Source organism: Nocardia miyunensis NBRC 108239 (assembly GCF_001613065.1).
GTDB lineage: Bacteria > Actinomycetota > Actinomycetes > Mycobacteriales > Mycobacteriaceae > Nocardia > Nocardia miyunensis.
Genome location: NZ_BDBQ01000037.1, coordinates 109654 through 127794, shown reverse-complemented (window position 1 = coordinate 127794; position 18141 = coordinate 109654). Strand labels below are relative to the sequence as shown.

General features: G+C 68.9%; 20 protein-coding genes. 11 read left to right on the top strand and 9 right to left on the bottom strand.

The genetic code is table 11. The features are described from left to right. The first annotated feature begins 249 nt into the window (after nt 1-249). Nucleotides 250-1065, top strand: a complete 816-nt coding sequence (locus NM2_RS15955; RefSeq protein WP_067669263.1) for an SEL1-like repeat protein — start codon at nt 250-252, stop codon at nt 1063-1065. A gap of 9 nt (nt 1066-1074) precedes the next feature. Here NM2_RS15955 and NM2_RS15950 read toward each other — a convergent pair whose 3' ends face one another. Beyond that, the gene (locus NM2_RS15950) at nt 1075-1818 is read right to left on the bottom strand and encodes a M50 family metallopeptidase (protein WP_084531048.1); all 744 of its coding nucleotides are present in this window, start codon (nt 1816-1818) and stop codon (nt 1075-1077) included. A 104-nt stretch (nt 1819-1922) separates the two neighbouring features. On the opposite strand from NM2_RS15950, the gene NM2_RS15945 reads away from it, so the two are divergent. Further along, nucleotides 1923-2243 (top strand): hypothetical protein, encoded by a 321-nt coding sequence (locus NM2_RS15945; protein ID WP_067669261.1) that lies wholly within the window; start codon nt 1923-1925, stop codon nt 2241-2243. Nucleotides 2244-2261: 18 nt separating this feature from the next. Here the strand turns inward: NM2_RS15945 and NM2_RS15940 are convergent, their stop codons facing one another. Then, entirely contained in the window at nt 2262-3137 is an 876-nt protein-coding gene (locus NM2_RS15940; RefSeq protein WP_067669259.1) for a TIGR03621 family F420-dependent LLM class oxidoreductase, read from the bottom strand. A gap of 108 nt (nt 3138-3245) precedes the next feature. Here NM2_RS15940 and NM2_RS15935 point away from each other — a divergent pair, with 108 nt between their 5' ends. The 3 genes from NM2_RS15935 (at nt 3246) to NM2_RS15925 (ending at nt 6594) form a co-directional block, all read left to right on the top strand. Next, the gene (locus tag NM2_RS15935) at nt 3246-4481 is read left to right on the top strand and encodes a helix-turn-helix domain-containing protein (RefSeq protein WP_174575640.1); all 1236 of its coding nucleotides are present in this window, start codon (nt 3246-3248) and stop codon (nt 4479-4481) included. A gap of 158 nt (nt 4482-4639) precedes the next feature. Continuing rightward, a complete protein-coding gene (gene exaC, locus NM2_RS15930) occupies nt 4640-6160 on the top strand; it encodes an acetaldehyde dehydrogenase ExaC (RefSeq protein ID WP_281182443.1) in 1521 nt (506 codons plus the stop codon). Further along, a complete protein-coding gene (locus tag NM2_RS15925) occupies nt 6160-6594 on the top strand; it encodes a DUF779 domain-containing protein (RefSeq protein ID WP_067669255.1) in 435 nt (144 codons plus the stop codon). The genes exaC and NM2_RS15925 overlap by 1 nt, the downstream gene beginning before the upstream one ends. A 164-nt stretch (nt 6595-6758) precedes the next feature. Here NM2_RS15925 and NM2_RS15920 read toward each other — a convergent pair whose 3' ends face one another. After that, nucleotides 6759-8312: a succinic semialdehyde dehydrogenase gene (locus tag NM2_RS15920; protein WP_067669253.1), complete on the bottom strand. Its 1554-nt coding sequence runs from the start codon at nt 8310-8312 to the stop codon at nt 6759-6761. A 136-nt stretch (nt 8313-8448) separates the two neighbouring features. After that, on the bottom strand, nt 8449-9078 hold the full coding sequence (locus tag NM2_RS15915) for a LysE family translocator (RefSeq protein ID WP_067669251.1): 630 nt from the start codon (nt 9076-9078) through the stop codon (nt 8449-8451). 164 nt (nt 9079-9242) lie between these two features. On the opposite strand from NM2_RS15915, the gene NM2_RS15910 reads away from it, so the two are divergent. Genes NM2_RS15910 through NM2_RS15900 form a run of 3 tightly spaced genes read left to right on the top strand, consistent with a single transcriptional unit; the run spans nt 9243 to nt 10613 of the window. After that, on the top strand, nt 9243-9662 hold the full coding sequence (locus NM2_RS15910) for a roadblock/LC7 domain-containing protein (RefSeq protein ID WP_067669249.1): 420 nt from the start codon (nt 9243-9245) through the stop codon (nt 9660-9662). Continuing rightward, the gene (locus NM2_RS15905; RefSeq protein WP_067669247.1) at nt 9659-10033 is read left to right on the top strand and encodes a DUF742 domain-containing protein; all 375 of its coding nucleotides are present in this window, start codon (nt 9659-9661) and stop codon (nt 10031-10033) included. The genes NM2_RS15910 and NM2_RS15905 overlap by 4 nt, the downstream gene beginning before the upstream one ends. Before the next feature lie 4 nt (nt 10034-10037). Then, a complete protein-coding gene (locus tag NM2_RS15900; RefSeq protein ID WP_067669245.1) occupies nt 10038-10613 on the top strand; it encodes a GTP-binding protein in 576 nt (191 codons plus the stop codon). 106 nt (nt 10614-10719) lie between these two features. Here NM2_RS15900 and mtnC read toward each other — a convergent pair whose 3' ends face one another. From mtnC to mtnA, 3 genes are read right to left on the bottom strand one after another with little or no spacing between them, the layout of a single operon-like run. Beyond that, a complete protein-coding gene (gene mtnC / locus NM2_RS15895; protein WP_067669243.1) occupies nt 10720-11409 on the bottom strand; it encodes an acireductone synthase in 690 nt (229 codons plus the stop codon). Next, on the bottom strand, nt 11406-11975 hold the full coding sequence (locus NM2_RS15890; protein ID WP_067669241.1) for a 1,2-dihydroxy-3-keto-5-methylthiopentene dioxygenase: 570 nt from the start codon (nt 11973-11975) through the stop codon (nt 11406-11408). The genes mtnC and NM2_RS15890 overlap by 4 nt, the downstream gene beginning before the upstream one ends. Then, nucleotides 11972-13882 carry an S-methyl-5-thioribose-1-phosphate isomerase gene (gene mtnA, locus NM2_RS47495; RefSeq protein ID WP_084531046.1) on the bottom strand — a complete coding sequence of 637 codons (1911 nt, stop codon included), beginning with the start codon at nt 13880-13882 and terminating at the stop codon, nt 11972-11974. Before mtnA ends, NM2_RS15890 begins: the two co-directional genes overlap by 4 nt. Before the next feature lie 546 nt (nt 13883-14428). On the opposite strand from mtnA, the gene NM2_RS15875 reads away from it, so the two are divergent. From NM2_RS15875 to NM2_RS15865, 3 genes are all read left to right on the top strand, one after another. Further along, complete coding sequence (locus tag NM2_RS15875) at nt 14429-14848, top strand: NUDIX hydrolase (protein ID WP_067669375.1); 420 nt, start codon at nt 14429-14431, stop codon at nt 14846-14848. 243 nt (nt 14849-15091) lie between these two features. Continuing rightward, a complete protein-coding gene (locus NM2_RS15870) occupies nt 15092-16213 on the top strand; it encodes an NAD(P)H-dependent flavin oxidoreductase (RefSeq protein ID WP_067669240.1) in 1122 nt (373 codons plus the stop codon). Nucleotides 16214-16457: 244 nt separating this feature from the next. Continuing rightward, nucleotides 16458-16925, top strand: coding sequence for a DoxX family protein (locus NM2_RS15865; RefSeq protein WP_067669373.1), 468 nt, complete (start codon nt 16458-16460; stop codon nt 16923-16925). Here NM2_RS15865 and NM2_RS15860 read toward each other — a convergent pair. Together NM2_RS15860 and NM2_RS15855 are read right to left on the bottom strand one after the other, a co-directional pair. Continuing rightward, nucleotides 16900-17466 carry an LppP/LprE family lipoprotein gene (locus NM2_RS15860; RefSeq protein WP_067669238.1) on the bottom strand — a complete coding sequence of 189 codons (567 nt, stop codon included), beginning with the start codon at nt 17464-17466 and terminating at the stop codon, nt 16900-16902. The genes NM2_RS15865 and NM2_RS15860 overlap by 26 nt on opposite strands. Before the next feature lie 220 nt (nt 17467-17686). Beyond that, nucleotides 17687-18127 carry an SRPBCC domain-containing protein gene (locus NM2_RS15855; RefSeq protein WP_067669236.1) on the bottom strand — a complete coding sequence of 147 codons (441 nt, stop codon included), beginning with the start codon at nt 18125-18127 and terminating at the stop codon, nt 17687-17689. Between the last annotated feature and the right edge of the window lie 14 nt (nt 18128-18141).

The window sequence follows — 18141 nt, the reverse complement described above, 5'->3', positions numbered from 1 at the left end:
GGCGTCGCGGGGGTCTTGCGCGCGATGGCGGTGACGGTTCGCGCGCGCCGGGTGCGAACGTGCGAATAGTATTGCGGGCGAATGCAATGGCGCATTTCGCGCATACCGCTCGGCTGGTTTCGAGCAGTGGCCGAATCGGTACCGTTCCCGGAAACATGTTCGGGGGCAAGGGGTTCGATATTTCCGGTGCCGGTATCGCGGCATGGCGCGAGTTCTCCGGGACACCTTCGGCGAAAGGAGGCGGGCACCATGACCGGGTCGTACCTCTTTGACGAGCAAGACCTTTCGCGTGGTTCGCTGGCCGACCGGTACGGCGGAACCGAGCCGGTGCGGTGGCAGGGGCAGGTGGTGCAGCCGATGTATTGCGAGGCACTGGGCGCGGATCCGACGATGCTGAGTTTGACGCTGCGGCGCGCGGCTCCCCCGGCCGGAGTGATCGGTGTGGGCATCGCGGTGTCGGTGTTGAGCGGGCATGTGGTGCTCGACGGGCGGCGGCTGCGCGGGGTGGACGTGTGGACCGAGGCGATGTCCGGTGGTGTGGAGGTCGAATTGTGCGGTGCGGGACCGGATGCGCGATTCACGCTCACACCGGTCTGGATGGGCGCGGACGGTACCGCGGTGTCGTGGACGGGCGAATACGGGGTGCTGGCCGATCGGTCCGAGGACGGGTCGCCGGTGCTGCGGTGCAGCACGGGTGTCGGCGCGCCGGATTTCGCGGAACTGGTTGTGGCGGTGGGGATTCGCACCGCGCCGACGGACGAGTCGCGCTACAGCGGGGCGCTGTACGACCTCGGGGTGGCGATGCACGGGCGCGGTGAGACCGATCAGGCGTGTGCGCTGTGGGGTCAGGCGGCGGGTCTGGGACATGTGGGTGCGGCGTACGACCTGGGCGCGGTGCGGTTCGGGCGCGCCGAGTTCGACGAGGCCGAACGCTGGTGGCGGGCCGCGGCCGAGCGCGGTGACGTACGCGCGATGACGGGGCTGGCCGAGGTGCTGGATCGGCGCGGGAGCCCGGGTGAGGCGCGGCGGTGGCGCGAGTACGCCGGGCAGGGATCGCGACCCTAGAGCGGTATTTCAGGCCGTGGTGAACGGCCAGGGCGTCAGCAGCAGGCGACCGCCGCCGACCAGGCAGGCCAGGGACGCCGCGGCGAACACCAGCACCCACAGGATGGCGGGCAGCCGGGTGAGGCGGGCGAGCTGGTCGGCGTCGGAGCCGTCGCCGCGCACGTGCACGCGCTGGAGTTCGGCCACCGCGCGCAGGCCGCCGAACAGCAGGAACCACGCCACCGCGTACCCGAACACGCCCTGCACGACCACGTCGCCGTACCAGGACACGACGAATACGACCGCCCCGGCGACGATCACCGCGAGCAGGCCGAACATGTTGCGGATCAACAGAAGCAGCACCGCCAGCGCCGCGACCACCAGCCACAGCATCAGCGTCAGCCGCCCGATCCCCAGCAGTACCGCGCAGCCCAGGCCCAGCAGCGACGGTGCGGGATATCCGGCCATCGTGGTCAGGATCATGCCGGGGCCGTAGGGTTTTCCGCGCGAGACGGTGACCCCGGAGGTGTCCGAGTGCAGGCGCACGCCGCGCAGGGTGCGTCCGGTCAGTACCGCGACGAGCGCGTGCCCGCCCTCGTGCGCGATGGTGACCGCGGTGCGCAGGATCCGCCACACCGGGGAGTACAACACCAGTACCAATGCGACGGCCGCGGTGGCGGCGATGACCCACAGCGGTGGGTGCGCGGAGACCAGTCCCAGCTGATCCGAAACCGAGGAAACCGATAGCGGTGCGGCGATGCGCGACGAACTCACCGCCGTAGGGTAGCGGTACGTTACGCCGCGCGCAGTACGCCCACACCCTAAGCTGGCGGGCGGGATCGCCGGGGTCGGCTCGGCGTACAGCAGAGGAGATCGCGATGAAGTCCCTGCGATGGGCCGCTGCCGGTGTGGGCGTGATGGGTGTTGCCGCAACGCTTCTGACCGGGTGCAGCGATGTCCAGAAGGCATTGAACAAGGGTGGCGACACCCCGTGCAGCGATTATGTGAAGCAGGATCAGGACACCCAGCGCACGACGATCACGAAGTTCATCAAGCAGCAGACCGGCAACGATCACGAACCGGCGGGCACGACGGTGGATCTGACGATCGCGTCGGTGAACTTCCTGTGCAGCAATCAGCGCAATGCCTCGACTCCGATCAAGAACGCCGACGTCGCGGGCATCTTCCTCAACAAGTAGGGCCCGGGCGCACCGCGTTCAGCGCAGCAGTTCGATGACGCGGGCCATCTTGTCCATGTTCGGCTCGAGGACCGTGAAGTAGCTGATCCCGTAGCGTTCGCGCCGGTCGCGGAGTTGATCGGCCATCTGCTCGGGCGTACCGACCAGCAGAATCGGGATCTCCTCGGCGCGCTCGGCCGCGCCGGCGGGCAGGTTGGGGGCCAGGCGTTCGAGCAGGGCGGCGCGTTCGTTCGGCGCTGCCAGTTGCTGGATCAGGATGTTGAATTCGGTGGTGTCGCGACGCTCGCCCAGCCGCTCACGCACCGTCGCGACGCGCTGGTCCAGCTCCTCGGGGGTGCCCGCGATGATCAGGCCGCTGTCGGTGGCGCCACCGCCGGTGAAGGCCACCACATCGGCGTGTTCGGCGGCCACGCGCAGCATCCGCTCACCCCACCCCGCGATCAGCAGCGGCGGGCCGCCCGCGCGGGCCGGGCGCGGGCGGTAGTCCGGGTCGGCGAAGGTGGCGCGCAGGGTTCTCGCGGTGTCGGCGACCTGCTGGACACGGCGGCCCGCACTCGGGAATTCGATTGCGGCGGCTTCGAATTCGGACTTCACGTACCCCGCGCCCAGGCCGAGTTCGACGCGGCCGTCGGTGAGCAGGTCGACGGTGGCGATCTCGCGGGCCAGCAGCGTCGGGTTGTAGAACGGGACATTGAGCACGAACGAGTTCACCCGCACCCGCTCGGTCGCCTCGGCGGCCAGCAGCATCGCGGGCAGCGGAGCCAGCAAACCCAGATGATCGGCCACGCCCAGCACGTCGAAGCCCGAACCCTCCGCCCTGCGGCACTTTTCGACCCAGGATTTCTTGGAATCGGTGAGGAACATGTTCACGCCGAACCGGAACGGTGAGCTCATGGTTCCCTGTGTACCAGCCGGGTCCGACAATTTCCCCGCGACCGGGTCCGGTATGCGCAATCATGGGGTGCAGCGCCCGGACTTCGCCCGACGACGAGGTTGGTGACCATGCCGCAGTCGCGCACCCTCACCCAGCAGCGCGCCGCCCTGGAACAGGAGTGGGCACGTTGGGCGATCCCGCACGCCCCGACCCCGGAACCGGTCCCCCACACCGGTTCCGAACGCACCATGTTGCGCAGCGAGGTCGCCCGGTCCTGGCAGCGCTCGCTGACCACGGTGGATCCCGAACGTCGCGCCGCACCCGCCGACGACGCCGAGATCGCCATCCGCTGGGCGGATTCGCCGCTGCGCGCGCCGGTGACCGCGCTGGCCGACGAATTGCACAGCATCACCGACGATTCCGGGTTCACCGCGTGCGTCACCGACGAGCGCGGCACCATCTTGTGGGTGTCGGGCGGGCGGGTCCTGCGCAGGCGCGCCGAACAGCTCAACTTCGCCCCCGGCGGCCGCTGGGACGAGCCGCACATGGGCACCAACGCGATGTCGCTGGCCCTGTGCACCGGACAGCCCGCCACGGTGTTCTCCGCCGAACATCTCATCGCCGCCCTGCACAGCTGGGTGTGTTACAGCGCGCCGATCCACGCCCCCGACGGCCGCCGCCTTGGCGTGATCGACCTGTCCACCAGCTGGGAGCGCTCGCATCCGCTGGCGTTGTCCACCGTGCGGGCCCTGGCGACGGCGATCCGATCGCAGCTGCCGCCGGATCTGCCCGCCGGACAATCCGGCATCCGCCTGGAATGCCTGGGCGGGGCGCGTCTGTCGCGAGCGGGTTGCCCGGTGCGGCTGCGGCCCCGCCAACTCGAGATCCTCACCCTGCTCGCGCTCGAACCCGACGGGTTCACCCCGCAACGGTTGCAGACCGCGATCTACGGGGATCGGCCGGTGGGCGCGGGCACCCTCAAAGCCGATGTGTCACATCTGCGCCACGCCACCGGCGGGGAGATCGCCAGCCGCCGCTACCTGCTCACCCGGCCGATCTCCTGCGACGCGGTGGATCTGCTGGGCGCGCTGGCCGCCGGGGACCTGGCCGCGGCGCTGCGGATGTATCGCGGGCCGCTGCTGCCCGGATCGGACACTCCCGGGATCGTGCGGTGGCGCGAGAACCTCGCGGTCAGGGTGCGCACCGCGGTACTCGAGAGCCCGCGCGCGGGGCACGCGGTGCAATTCGGCATCCGCTGCCCCGAGGACGTGCAGGTACACGAGCACGCGCTGGCGCTGTTGCGGCCTGGAGATCCGCGCCGTCCCGAGGTGACCGCTCGCCTGCACGCCGCCCTGGCCGACTGAGCAGAAGGCCGGGCGACGCCAACCTGTTGCCAACCATGCTGTTCCACACTGACGCCGTCCGGATCACTCCCGTGGTACGCGCGTCGGCTCGCGCGGGCATCGCACCCGCGTGAGCGGCATGAGGGCCTGCGCGTGCGACGGACGACCACGAAGCGAGCATCATGATCTACGCCAAGCCCGGAACCGAGGGCAGCATCGTCGAATTCGCCCGCCGCTACGACAATTTCATCGGCGGAGACTGGAAGGCGCCCGCCGAGGGACGGTATTTCGAGAACCCCTCCCCCATCGACGGCGAAACCTTCTGTGAGGTCGCGAGATCCACCGCCGCGGACATCGACGCGGCACTGGACGCCGCGCACGCCGCCGCGCCGGGCTGGGGCGCCACCCCGGCTGGGGAACGCGCCAACGTCCTGAACCGCATCGCGGACCGGATCGAAGCGAACCTCGAACGCCTCGCGGTGGCCGAGACGTGGGAGAACGGCAAGGCCGTGCGCGAGACCCTGGCCGCGGATCTGCCGCTGACCGTGGATCACTTCCGGTATTTCGCCGGTGCGGTGCGCGGGCAGGAGGGCGGGATCTCCGAGATCGACCAGGACACCATCGCCTACCACTTCCACGAACCGCTCGGCGTGGTCGGCCAGATCATCCCGTGGAACTTCCCGATCCTGATGGCCGCCTGGAAACTGGCCCCCGCGCTGGCGGCGGGCAACTGCGTGGTCATCAAACCGGCCGAGCAGACCCCGTCCTCGCTGCTGCTGGTGATCGATCTGATCGCGGATCTGCTGCCGCCCGGAGTGGTCAACGTGGTCAACGGATTCGGCGTCGAGGCGGGCAAACCGCTGGCCTCGAGCCCGAAGGTGGCCAAGGTCGCGTTCACCGGCGAGACCACCACCGGACGGCTGATCATGCAGTACGCCAGCGAGAACATCATTCCGGTCACCCTGGAGCTGGGCGGTAAGAGCCCGAACATCTTCCTGCCCGACGTCGCCGCGCAGGACGACGCGTTCCTGGACAAGGCCGTCGAGGGTTTCGTGATGTTCGCGCTGAACCAGGGCGAGGTGTGCACGTGCCCGTCGCGGGCACTGATCCACTCCTCGATCTACGACGAGTTCATCGCCCGCTGCATCGAGCGCACGCGCGCGATCACCGGCGGCGACCCGCTGGACACCGACACCATGATCGGCGCGCAGGCCAGCAACGACCAGTACGAGAAGATCCTGTCCTACCTGGACATCGGCCGTCAGGAGGGCGCGAAGGTGCTCACCGGCGGTCAGGCGCGCAAGGTGGAGGGCTACCCGAACGGGTTCTACATCGAGCCGACCATCTTCGAGGGACGCAACGACATGCGGATCTTCCAGGAGGAGATCTTCGGCCCGGTGGTCTCGGTGGCCCCGTACGACACCGTCGACGAGGCGATCGGCATCGCCAACGACACCCTGTACGGGCTGGGCGCGGGCGTGTGGACGCGCGATATGAACACCGCGTACCGGCTCGGACGGGCGATCAAGGCCGGCCGGGTGTGGACGAACTGCTATCACGCCTACCCCGCGCACGCGGCGTTCGGCGGATACAAGAAGTCCGGCATCGGCCGCGAGAACCACAAGATGATGCTCGACCACTACCAGCAGACCAAGAACCTGCTGGTCAACTACTCGCCGAACAAGCAGGGATTCTTCTGATGCCCGATCCGGGCGACGCGGCGCCGGTGCACCGGATCGGGATCACCGACGCCGCGGCCGAATTGCTCGACGAGCTGGTGGGCCGGCACGGTCCGGTGATGTTCCATCAGTCCGGCGGCTGCTGCGACGGCAGTTCCCCGATGTGCTACCCGCGCGGGGAGTTCCGGGTCGGTGCGGCCGATGTGCTGCTGGGCGAACTACCCGGGCAGACCCCGTTCTGGATGAGCGCGGACCAGTTCGACTACTGGCGGCACACCCACCTCACCGTGGACGTGGTCCCCGGACGCGGCAGCGGATTCTCCCTCGAGGCGCCCGAGGGGGTGCGGTTCCTGATCCGCTCCCGGCTGCTCACCGACGCCGAAGTCGAACAGCTCGAGGCGGATCCGCCGCGCACGGGCGCGGAACCGTCCGGCGAGCCGGGCGCACGATCCTGATTCCGGTGGTTCCGGACCGGCGTCCACTCCGGGCCGGAACCCGCCCGTGGCTGCCGCTCTTTCGCACGTCGCGAGGGTGCGGCAGCCACGGCTTGCCCGTCCGGCCCCGGACTCACCCTCCCGGGGCCGGACGGGCGCGACCGCCGGGTCGCACGGATCCCGGGTCAGCGTCCGGGCAGGAACCGGATGCTGCGGGCGAGCGTCATCAGCGCGGGCTGCCAGGTGCTCTGCGGCAGTCCGAACGGCGGATCCAGATTCATCCAGCGGGTGGCCACCACACTCTGCGGTTCGGTGAATTTCAGCAGCCCGTCGGGGCCGTGGCGGCGGCCGACCCCGGAGATGCCCATCCCGCCCATCGGCGCGGCCGTGGTGCCCCACGCCGGGGCGTACCCCTCATCGATGCAGACCGTGCCCGCGTGCAGGCGTTCGGCGATGCGCTGACCGTCCGCGATGCTCGCGGCCCACACGCTGGCATTGAGGCCGTACTCGGTGTCGTTGGCGCGCGCGATGGCCTCCTCGACACCCGAGACCGGGTAGATCGATACCAGCGGGCCGAAGGTCTCGTTGCGGCCGCACTCCATCTCGTCGGTCACCCCGGACAACACCGTCGGCTCGAAGAACAGCGGGCCCAGATCCGGGCGCGCGGTCCCGCCCGCCAGGACCGTCGCGCCCTTGGACACCGCGTCGGCGACGTGTTTGGTCACCGTCTCGAGTTGCGCGGCGGAGATCAGGCTGCCGATATCGGTCGAGAAGTCGTATGCCGCACCGAGACTCGCCGACCGCACCGCGGCGGTGAACAGATCGGTGAACTCGGCGGCGACGGTGGAGTCCACGTAGAGACGTTCGATCGAGATGCACAGCTGCCCGGCATTGGAGAAGCACGCCCGCACCGCCGCGCGGGCGGCCTTGGCCAGATCCGCGCCGCGCGCCACGATCATCGGGTTCTTACCGCCCAGTTCCGCGGAGAACCCGATCAGCCGGTCCCCGCACTGGCGCGCGAGTGTGCGGCCGGTCTCCGAGGAACCGGTGAACATCAGATAGTCACACGACCGCACGATCTGGGTGCCCACCACCGCGCCCGGACCCGGAATCACCTGCAGCACATCGCGCGGCAGCCCCGCCTGCCACAGCAACTCCACATTCGCCAGCGCCGAGTACGGGGTCTGGCTGTCGGGTTTGACGATCACCGCGTTACCGGCCGCCAGCGCGGGCAGCGCATCACCGATCGACAGCAGCATCGGATAGTTCCACGGCGCGATCACCCCGACCACGCCCTTGGGCCGGGCCTGCACCGACGCGCGGTTCAGCAGCGGGAACGCACCCCGAACCCGTTGCGGGGCAAGCAGTTTGGGAGCGACGCGGGAGAAGTAGCGGGCGGCGAACATCAGGCCCATGATCTCCTCCTGCGCGGCCCAGCGGGCCTTGCCGGTCTCGGCCTGGATCACGTCCATCAGCTGTTCGCGCTGCCGCACCACCAGCTCGCGATACCGGTCCAGCACCTTGGCCCGCTCGGCGACCGGACGCGCGGCCCACTGCGCCTGCGCGATGCGGGCGCGCTCCACCGCGGCGGTCACGTCGTCGGCGGCGCCGACCGGGACCTCGCCCAGGGGCTGACCGGTGAACACCTCGGTGATCGTGCGCGTCGCGTGGACCCCGGCGGAGTCGACCGCGGCGAAGCCGGACAGGCGGGCGAATTCGGCGGGATCCGGTACGGGCATGACAACCTCCTACTTACGAGTAACCGCGCGATACGCACAATCTACCGCGCGCCGCGCCGCCGCACGGCCCATCGCCCGCCCGCACCCGCCCCGGGTTCGGGCCGGACGCCGGGAAGCTCCCGGAGGATTACCGGATTCAGTTGCTCTGCAACGCTATTCGAACGCCCACTCCGACCAGCAGCGTGCCCATCGCCGCATCGATCACCTGTCGAACCCGGCGGCGGGTGAACACCCGCCGCAACGTCGCGATCCCCACCGCGAGCACCACGAACCACGCCAGCGTCACCGTCGTGGCCGACACCGCGACCTGCGCGGTGTCCGCGAGCGTCGGGGACGCGGGCAGGAACTGCGGGAGCAGCGCCACGAAGAACACCGCCGCCTTCGGATTGAGCAGATTGTTCAGCAGGCCCTGCCGAAAGCCGACGCGCGCACCCACCGGATCCGCCGAAACCCGCTCGGCGGCAAGGTCGTAGGCCCCGCGCCGCGCGGCCAGCAGCGCCCGGATTCCCAGATAGCAGAGGTACACCGCACCGGCGAGTTTCACCACGGTGAACGCCACGGCCGAGGCCGCCAGCAACCCGGCCACCCCCAGCCCGCTCAGCATCGCCCACACGAACACCCCCAGCGCGACTCCGGCACCCGAGGCCACCCCCGCGCGGCGACCCGACAGCATCGCGTTGCGGGTGACGATCAGGAAATCCGGGCCCGGGGACATCGCGCCCAGCAGCATCGCTCCACCGACACCCGAGACCTGCGCAATCGACATCACCGAAGAAGTATACGAATCGTTGTAACGCCGCAGCGCCCCAGGCATATTCGACATTTGCTGTCAAGTACGCGGCCCGTGTCGGCCATTGTCCGTGCACGGGGCGCAACTTCGTCATACAACGGTAATGTTGTGGCGAGTTGCATGAGTCAGGAAGGCCGAGGATGAGCATATCCAACGCAGGGGATCTCAACTGGCTGCTGGACGACCTCGTGGACCGTCTGGCCGGTGTGCGATACGCGGTGGTGCACTCCACCGACGGGCTGGTGCTCGGCCGGTCGACCACGATGAGCCGCGAGGACGCCGAACACTTCGCCGCCATGTCCGCCACCCTCTACGGCCTGGCGCGCAGCGCCGGGAGCCGGTTCGACGGCGGCGGGGTCCGCCAGGCGGTGATCGAACTCGACCGCGCGGTACTGTTCGTCACCGCCGCCGGGGACAACGCGTGCATCGCGCTGCAGGCCACCGAGGACGCCAACCTCGGCATGGTCGCCTACGAGATGAACCTGACGGTGCAGCGCCTCGGCGGCTACCTGTCCACCGGCACCCGCGGCGCCATGCACGCGCCGCAGCGCTCGTCATGACCCGTCACGGTCAGTCCTGGTTCGACGACGACGCCGGGCCGCTGGTGCGCCCCTACGCGGTCACCCGCGGCCGCACCGTCGGCGCCGGACACGACCTGGACATGCTCACCCTCGTGGTCACCGCCGACGCCGCACCCCGGCTGCGGCGCAGCGAACCGGAATACGCGGCCATCGTGCGGCTGTGTCACGCTCCGCAATCGGTAGCCGAGGTCTCCGCACTGCTGAAACTGCCTCTGGCGGTGACCAAGATCCTCGTCGGGGACCTCATCGCCGAGGGACACCTGACCTTCCGGGCGCCGGTTCACACCGATGCCGGCCCCGGCGACCTGACCATCCTGCGAGCGGTCCTCGCCGGAATCCGAAAGCTCTGAACCCGTGCCCGATACCAATGCCCTGGCCGCCTCGGTCAAAATCCTCGTCGCCGGTGGGTTCGGCGTCGGCAAGACCACCATGGTCGGCTCGCTGAGCGAGGTCACCCCGCTGCGCACCGAGGAACTGATCACCGAGATGTCCAGCGGCGTGGACGATCTGTCCGGGGTGGAAGCCAAGACCACCACCACCGTCGCGCTGGACTTCGGCCGCATCACCATCGACCACAACCTGGTGCTGTATCTGTTCGGCACCCCCGGACAGGACCGGTTCTGGTTCCTGTGGGACGAATTGGCGCGCGGTGCCCTGGGCGCGATCGTCATCGCCGACACCCGCAGGCTGGAGAACTCCTTCGCCGCGATCGACTACTTCGAACGCCGCGGACTCGTCTTCGCCGTCGCGGTCAACTGTTTCGACAGTGCCCCGGTCTATACGCCCGACGAGGTCCGCGAGGCCCTGGACCTCGACGCACAGGTGCCGGTGGTGCTGTGCGACGCGCGCGACCGCGCGTCGAGCAAAACCGTGCTGATGACACTGGTCGAGCACCTGATCCACCGCGCCACCGCCGCAGGCGTGCGCTGAGGCGGGGTCCCGGCCGAGATGTGTCCCGTATCCGGCTGTGGCGCATGATATTCGATGAATCCGACGACCGGCAGCTGCCGCCGCGACCCGGCCTGCTCGCCCGCGACTACCGGTCCTCGATATCGATCTCGGCGAACGAACCGACCCAATGATGCGGCGGGCGTGGCGAATTCGGTTCCCCCGCCCGCGTCAGACCCACCACGCGCCAGCCCGCCGCCACGGCGGCGTCGAGTTCGTCGGGATGATCGGACACGAACAGGATCCGTTGCGCCCGAACCCCGATCGCCGCGGCGATCGCCGTGTACGACCCGGGCTCGCGTTTGGGGCCCGCGTTCGCCAGATCGAACCAGCCGCTGATCAGCCCGGACAGATCCCCGCCACGGGCGAAGGTGAACCAATCGCGTTGATTGCGAACCGAACCCGAGGAATACACGTACAGCTTCGCGTCGGCGGCATGCCAGGCCCACAATGCCGCGGGCACGTCGGGGAAGAACTCCCCGTGCAACGCGCCCGTGCGGAATCCCTCCCCGCAGATCAGCCCCTGCGCGGTCTTCAAGGGTGCGGCCTTGACGTCCGAATCGAGCCAGCCGCAAAGGATCTCGGCGATCTCACCGGAGCCCGCGGCCGCGCGCCCGGACAGCTCCCGCACCCCGGCCAGCACCGGCGCGGCCGCATCGTCGCGATGTTCGGCGAGCCACTGCGGCAGCCGCTCGCGGGTGTAGCCGTACAGGTCCTCGCGCACCGCGCGGGTCGGGCTCGTGGTGCCCTCGATGTCCAGGACGATCGCGGTGTTCACGCGGCGAGCAGCTCATCCAACGTCGGGAAACTCTCCCCGATCCGGTCACCGGTGAAATCGCCGACCCAGCCGTCGGCCTCCTCGAAGAACCGGATCGCCAGGAAATCCGGGCGCACGCCCATGTCGAACCAGTGCTTCGTGCCCGCCGGGACCGACACCAGGTCCCCCGCCTCGCACACCACCGCGACCACCTCACCGTCCAGGTGCAGGTAGAAGCAGCCGCGCCCGCCGGCGAAGAAACGCACCTCGTCCTCGGCGTGCCGATGTTCGGCCAGGAACTTCCCGCGCGCGGCGGCCGCGGTGTCGGGCCAGGCCGGGTCGTCCTCGTCGGGGTGGATGCGCGCGACGTCGATGTGCCGGTAGCGGCCCTCGGCGTTCAGATCGCCGATGCGCGAGGCATAGTCGGCCAGGATGTCCTCGGTGGCCGCGTGCTGATCGGCCGGCAGCGGCCACCTGTCGAACACGATGCCGCGCCGCGCCAATTCCGCACCGATCACCTCGGGGTCGGTGGTACGCAACACGACCTGTTCGGCGTCGGCATCGGACATCACCTGCAGCACAGTCATTTCTGATCCTCCTCGAAACCGGACGGCACACCGATCTCCCGGCGGCCGGTCAACGTCACCAGCTCACACATCGCCTCGAGGCATTCGGCGCGATCACGGGCCTGGGCCAGGCTCGCACCCCAGGCGGTGATGCCGTGCCCGGCGATGAACAACACCGGCGGGGACTGCGGATCCGCGAGCAGACGACGTTCCACCTCCGCGCCGATCCGCGTGACGTCGGCATGATTGGACAATACCGGCACCCGCACGGATTCGGTCGCCCCGAGCCCCTTGATCAGCTCATAGCCGCTGAACCGCAACACATCCCGCGCCTCGCCCGCGCCGATCGACAACGCGGTCGCATGTGCGGGATGCACGTGCACCACCGCCGCCGCATCGGTCGCCCGGTAGATCGCGGTGTGGATCGCGGTCTCCGCCGACGCGCGCCGATCCCCGTGCAGGCGAACCGAATCGGCGATCCGCACCGACACCATATCGGCCGCGCTCAACTCCCCCTTGGACAGGCCACTCCCGGTGATCAGCGCGGACTCGCCGAGGCGCACCGAGATGTTACCCGCCGTGCCCGGCATCCAACCCCGCGCGTACAGGCCGCGCGCTATCGCAGCGATCTGTTCTCCCGCAACCGCATCCGCATCCGCATCATCGACGCGCACCGCGATACCGCCCGCTGCGCCCGATACCCGGCGCTGGACAACAGATGCGGTCTGTTGTCCAGCAACAATTTGCGTATCCGGCTCGCAGACCGGCAAGACGCTGCCCCCGGCGACCGCGGCGCTGTCCGGCTCACCGGTGAGCGGTACATCGTTCTCGGTGACCACGGCAGCCGCGGGAGTGCTACGTGCGGGAGCGTTTCCCGCGGTTGCGGCAGTGTCCGATTCGGCGGTGTGCAGCGAACCGTTCTCGGCGGCCGAGGCAGTGTCGGGTTTGCCGGTGTCGATCACGCCGTTCTCGGTGACCACGGCGGTCACCAGGTCCGGCGGCGTCACATCGAACGCTGGGTTGAACACCGCAGTCTGCGCCGGAGCCGTTGGGACACCGGCGATTTCGGTGACCTCCGAAGCCGCGCGTTCCTCCACGACGATCTGCGCGCCGGTCGCGGTGTCCGGATCGCGCGTCGATTCCGGGGCGACCACCACGAACGGGATCCCGTGCCGCCGCGCCGCCAAGGCCAGAGCGTAGGTGCCGATCTTGTTCGCCACCGCACCGTCGGCGGTGATGCGATCCGCACCCACCAGCACGCAGTCCACCTGCCCGGTCGCCATCGCCCATGCCGCCGCGGAATCGATCGTCAGCCGATGCGCGATACCGGCCTCGGCCAGCTCCCACGCGGTCAGCCGCGCACCCTGTAGCAGCGGGCGCGTCTCGTCCACCAGCACCGATTCGATCGCGTCCCGAGCGGCCAGCACCCGGATCGCGCCAACGGCGGTGCCGAACGCGGTCGTGGCCAACCGGCCGGTGTTGCAATGCGTGAGCACCCGCAGCGGCCGATCCGGGCACAACCGCTGCACCAGATCCGCCGCATGCTCGGACGCGGCACGATTGACCCGCCCGTCCTGTTCGAGCAACGCCCGCGCCTCGGCCAGCACCGCCTGCGCGCCGTGCGGCAGCTGCGCCAGCGCCCGCCGCACCGCCCAGGCGAGATTCACCGCCGTCGGACGGGCCGCGGCGATCCGTTCCGCCTCGGCGGCCACCGCGGCCTCGTCTCCGGGATGCGCGAAGGCGGCAATCGCCACACCGAACGCGCCCGCCACCCCGATCGCCGGAGCTCCCCGCACCGCCAGCGTGGCGATCGCGTCGATGACCTGATCGACCGTGGTGAGTCGCAGCAGCTTCAGTTCCCCGGGCAGCGCCCGCTGATCGGTGAGGACCAGAGCGTCCCCATCCCACGAGATCGAACTATCACCCATCCGCGCAAACACCCTCAGACCTGGACCCGACAACCTCGATGAAACCGTATCGAACCCGCATTCGCGCAGCACCGCCAGGTTTGCGCTCGCCCCGATCGCTACCGCCCACCGGGCCGCACCGCCGGGGCCGCGACCTCGAACCCCAGTCGACGCTGCCGTGAGACTGCGCCGGCGCCGCTACTACGACGCGCCAGCAGCATGACGAAAAGCATTATGGTGTAAATGGTTCCGAAATACCCCTCGCCACCGATCACCTGCCGCCGACGGGATCACGGCGGATCTCGTGCATGATCCGGCCCGGCTCCTCCTCGGTCAGCGATCCACCCGCTGCCCCTGCATACCGGCACCTGCCGAACGGACCGACCGCCAGCAGCAGCCAGCCATGCGTTGAGCAAGCTGTCCCGACCGAACCAGTACGACCGGATCGTCTGCCGACTCCGCACAAGCCGGTGTTCCCCGGACCTCAACGGGCTCAGCTGATGCCTGCCACACGCTGGGCGCACCAGGCCCGGCTGGCACAGCGACACGACCGGTAGTGTGCTCGGCATGCGGACCGAGCCGACCGAGCTGCTCATCGACACGGTCGCCTGGGTGCTGATCGACGAGGGCCGCATCCTGTGCGCCCGCCCGCGCGGCAAGGACGTGTTCTACATCCCCGGCGGCAAACGTGAAGGCACGGAGACCGATCCGCAGACCCTGCTGCGCGAGATCGACGAGGAACTCACCGTCGCACTGCTGCCGGAGACGGTCACCCACGTGGGCACCTATGAGGCCGAATTGCACGGTCCCACACCGGGTTCGGTGCGCATGGCCTGCTACACCGCCGACTACACCGGCACCGTCGAACCCAGCAGCGAGATCGCCGAGATCGCCTGGTTCACCTACGCCGACCGCGACCGCGTCCCCCCGGTCGACCAGTTGCTGTTCGACGATCTGGTGGCCCGGGGCCTACTGCCCGCGCGCTGACCCCGCGTCCGAACATTCCGGGCACGCCGCCGCCGAAACTAGAACGAGTTACGGACAGATTTCAGTGCACGGTTGTTTCCTGAAATCCGTGGATCAATAGTCTATCGAGGCATTTGACCACTTATAACATCATCCCCCCTCTCGAAAAGTGTGCGCCGAGTCGCTAGCCTGAATATGAAACGTGTTCTAGTGTTATGCGGCGAGACTTTCCAGCGCCGGAAAACCAGAGGAGTGCTTCACGCCATGCGTACCGAGATCTGCGAACGACTGGGCATCGACGTCCCCATCTTCGCCTTCACCCACTGCCGCGACGTCGCCGCCGCCGTGAGCAACTCCGGCGGGATCGGGGTGCTGGGCGCGGTCGGATTCACCGCCGAGGAACTCGAGGTCGAACTCGCCTGGCTCGACGAGCACGTGCAGGGCGTCTACGGCGTGGACCTGGTCATCCCGTCCAAGTACGAGGGCAAGGGCGCGGACGGCCTGAGCCCCGACGAGTTGGAAGCCAAACTCGCGGAGATGGTTCCGCAGGGCCACCGCGACTTCGCGGAGAAGATCCTCGCCGACCACAACGTCCCGCACCTGCCCGAGGGCGAACACCACCACCAGCTGCTGGGCTGGACCGCCACCACCGCCGCGCCGCAGGTCGAGGTCATCCTGCGCCACCCCAAGGCAAAGCTGGTGGCCAACGCGCTGGGCACCCCGCCCGACGACATCATCAAGCAGGTCCAGGACTCGGGCCGACTGATCGGCGCGCTGTGCGGCTCGGTCAAGCACGCGCTCAACCACAAGCGCGCGGGCCTGGACTTCGTGGTGATGCAGGGCACCGAGGGCGGCGGCCACTGCGGTGAGATCTCCTCGCTCGTGCTGTGGCCGCAGGTCATCGACGCGATCGGCGACCTGCCCGCCCTCGCGGCCGGTGGTATCGGCAACGGCCGCCAGATCGCCGCCGCGATGGCCATGGGTGCGGCCGGCGCGTGGACCGGCTCGCTGTGGCTCACGGTCGAGGAGGCCAATGTGCCGCCCGCGCAGATGCAGTCCTACATCGAGGCCACCAGCCACGACACCGTGCGCTCGCGGTCGTGGACCGGTAAGCCCGCCCGGATGCTGCGCAACGACTGGACCGAGGCGTGGGAGAAGCCGGAGAACCCCGACCCGCTGCCCATGCCGCTGCAGATGATGGTCGCCCTGGACGGCGTCAAGCGCGGGCACCGCTACCCCGAGGCCGCCAAGGACGTCAACTTCAACCCGGTCGGGCAGGTCGTGGGACTGATGAACAAGGTCGAGCGCACCGCGGACCTCATGCAGCGCCTGATCGAGGAGTACCTCGAATCCTGCGAGCGCCTCAACAAACTCAACAACGGCTGAGTTTCGCTGTCTCGCACCGTGATTGCGCCGTCTCCAGTATCCGGGGACGGCGCAATCGTCGTATAGGAACCGTACAAAAGCCAATGGATATGGCGTAGCAGCTGGCGAGGCTGTTGTCAGCGGGTGTGGTCGGGGCCGAGCAGCCGCCCGTGCCGGCGCGCTCGCCGATAGACTCGACACCGCCGTATCGGGTGACGATAGCGGGAGGCGAGGGCCGATGGCAGGAATGCGACGGTGGTCGCGGATGCTCGGCGCGGACGGCCCGGCGGCGGTGATCTGTATCCGGGTAGCGGTGGGGCTGGTGTTCCTGAGCGAGGGAATCCAGAAGTTCCTCTACCCGCACACGCTGGGACCAGGCCGCTTCGACAGGATCGGGATACCGGCAGCGACATTCTTCGCCAACCTCGACGGTGTCGTCGAAATCGTTTGCGGCACCTTGATCGTCCTCGGGCTGCTGACCCGGCTGGCGGCGGTGCCGCTGCTGATCGACATAAGCCTGGCGATCGTGCTGACCAAACTGCGTGAGCTGCGCCCGGGCGGATTCGGTGGCATACAAGGCTTCTGGGGCATGGCCCACGACGCGCGCACCGATTTCGCGATGATGCTCGGGCTGATCTTCCTGCTGTGGGTCGGGCCTGGCCACTGGTCACTGGACTCGATGCTCGTCCAGCGTGCCAGCGAGCGGATCAGTGCGGCGGACGGCCGATCATGACGACATGCGTTCCGTCCCAATGGAACTTCACCTGCGTGAGGGTGCCGTCGGAGCACGCGTTGCAGCTGCCGGAAGTCTTGTAGTTCAACGCCACCGTATCGTCGGTGGTCGCCGCCGCGGCCAGGGAGGTGAACCCGTACGCCTTGGACGTCGCGGTGCCCAGATAACGCCCCGAATGGAACATCAGCGCCTGATTCGGCGAACTGCCCGTCGCGCCCTGGATGGTGACGATCGCGGTGGACAACGTGGCGCAGGGATTGAAATTGCCTTCGAACGAGGCCGGATTCGTATCCCACGGCGCATGGGTGACCGGTTCGACGGGAAGTTTCGCGATGGCGTCACCGATGGTGGGCGAGGACAGATCCACCCCGCATCTGATCAGCGGGGCGCCCGCGGTCGCGACCTGGACCGATGAATTCACTTGCGCCACAGCCGGAGTGGACGAGGCGGCCGCGTGATCGGCGTGCGTGTTCCCGCAGCCGGACAGCAGGCCCGCGGCGACGACGCTGACGAGGACGGCGACGCCGGTGGATCGGAACACTACTGGTGACCTTCCGTCGGTTCTGCGTGCACGATGTCATTACCCGAAGCAGCGCAGAGTATTCCGCACCGCCGCGCGGACCGTACAGACCCGAATTCCCCGGGCCCGCACGATCGACGCGATTCGGTGCATCGGCTGCTGTCCGCTCGCACCGGCCCCGGTATCGGGTGGCGCAGGTTCGAGCCGATGCGAAACCCGTTGCAGGTAACGGGCATTCGGCTCAGGCGGGGCGGGCAGCGCGTTCGGCGACCGCGGCGGTCATACCGCCGAATCCGCGGCGCAGCGCGCCGCCCATCAGCCCGGCGACCACCGGAACCAGCCACCCGCCGAGTTCGAAATGCGAGTCGTAGCGGCAGCGGTTCGCATCCAGCGCCGTCAGCGTGTGCGAGCGCAGGCTGTGCAGCGCACCCAGGGGTATGGGTTTCATCGAATAGGAGAATTCGGTGCCCGGGGTCACCGAGCGGATCCGTTCGCGCTGTGTCATCTCCCCCGGGCCCAGCAGCCGCACCCGCATGGTGATCGGCGTGCCGGGCTCGAGCGTCGATTCGGCGGATACGCAGAACGGATTCCACTCCCGGTAGCGCGGCAGGTCGGTGAGTACCTGCCACACCGCCTCTGCGGGAGCGTCGATCTCCACGGTGTCATCGATCACGAAGGCCATGCCGGAACAATACT

What these genes read in the sequence shown, in the direction of transcription:
- NM2_RS15935 (WP_174575640.1), top strand. Translation starts at nt 3,246, where the DNA reads ATGCCGCAGTCGCGCACCCTCACCCAGCAGCGCGCCGCCCTGGAACAG.
- NM2_RS15940 (WP_067669259.1), bottom strand. Translation starts at nt 3,137, where the DNA reads ATGAGCTCACCGTTCCGGTTCGGCGTGAACATGTTCCTCACCGATTCC.
- NM2_RS15870 (WP_067669240.1), top strand. Translation starts at nt 15,092, where the DNA reads ATGCGTACCGAGATCTGCGAACGACTGGGCATCGACGTCCCCATCTTC.
- NM2_RS15905 (WP_067669247.1), top strand. Translation starts at nt 9,659, where the DNA reads ATGACCCGTCACGGTCAGTCCTGGTTCGACGACGACGCCGGGCCGCTG.
- NM2_RS15865 (WP_067669373.1), top strand. Translation starts at nt 16,458, where the DNA reads ATGCTCGGCGCGGACGGCCCGGCGGCGGTGATCTGTATCCGGGTAGCG.
- NM2_RS15925 (WP_067669255.1), top strand. Translation starts at nt 6,160, where the DNA reads ATGCCCGATCCGGGCGACGCGGCGCCGGTGCACCGGATCGGGATCACC.
- NM2_RS15875 (WP_067669375.1), top strand. Translation starts at nt 14,429, where the DNA reads ATGCGGACCGAGCCGACCGAGCTGCTCATCGACACGGTCGCCTGGGTG.
- NM2_RS15915 (WP_067669251.1), bottom strand. Translation starts at nt 9,078, where the DNA reads ATGTCGATTGCGCAGGTCTCGGGTGTCGGTGGAGCGATGCTGCTGGGC.
- NM2_RS15920 (WP_067669253.1), bottom strand. Translation starts at nt 8,312, where the DNA reads ATGCCCGTACCGGATCCCGCCGAATTCGCCCGCCTGTCCGGCTTCGCC.
- NM2_RS15955 (WP_067669263.1), top strand. Translation starts at nt 250, where the DNA reads ATGACCGGGTCGTACCTCTTTGACGAGCAAGACCTTTCGCGTGGTTCG.
- NM2_RS15890 (WP_067669241.1), bottom strand. Translation starts at nt 11,975, where the DNA reads ATGACTGTGCTGCAGGTGATGTCCGATGCCGACGCCGAACAGGTCGTG.
- NM2_RS15910 (WP_067669249.1), top strand. Translation starts at nt 9,243, where the DNA reads ATGAGCATATCCAACGCAGGGGATCTCAACTGGCTGCTGGACGACCTC.
- NM2_RS15855 (WP_067669236.1), bottom strand. Translation starts at nt 18,127, where the DNA reads ATGGCCTTCGTGATCGATGACACCGTGGAGATCGACGCTCCCGCAGAG.
- NM2_RS15945 (WP_067669261.1), top strand. Translation starts at nt 1,923, where the DNA reads ATGAAGTCCCTGCGATGGGCCGCTGCCGGTGTGGGCGTGATGGGTGTT.
- mtnA (WP_084531046.1), bottom strand. Translation starts at nt 13,882, where the DNA reads ATGGGTGATAGTTCGATCTCGTGGGATGGGGACGCTCTGGTCCTCACC.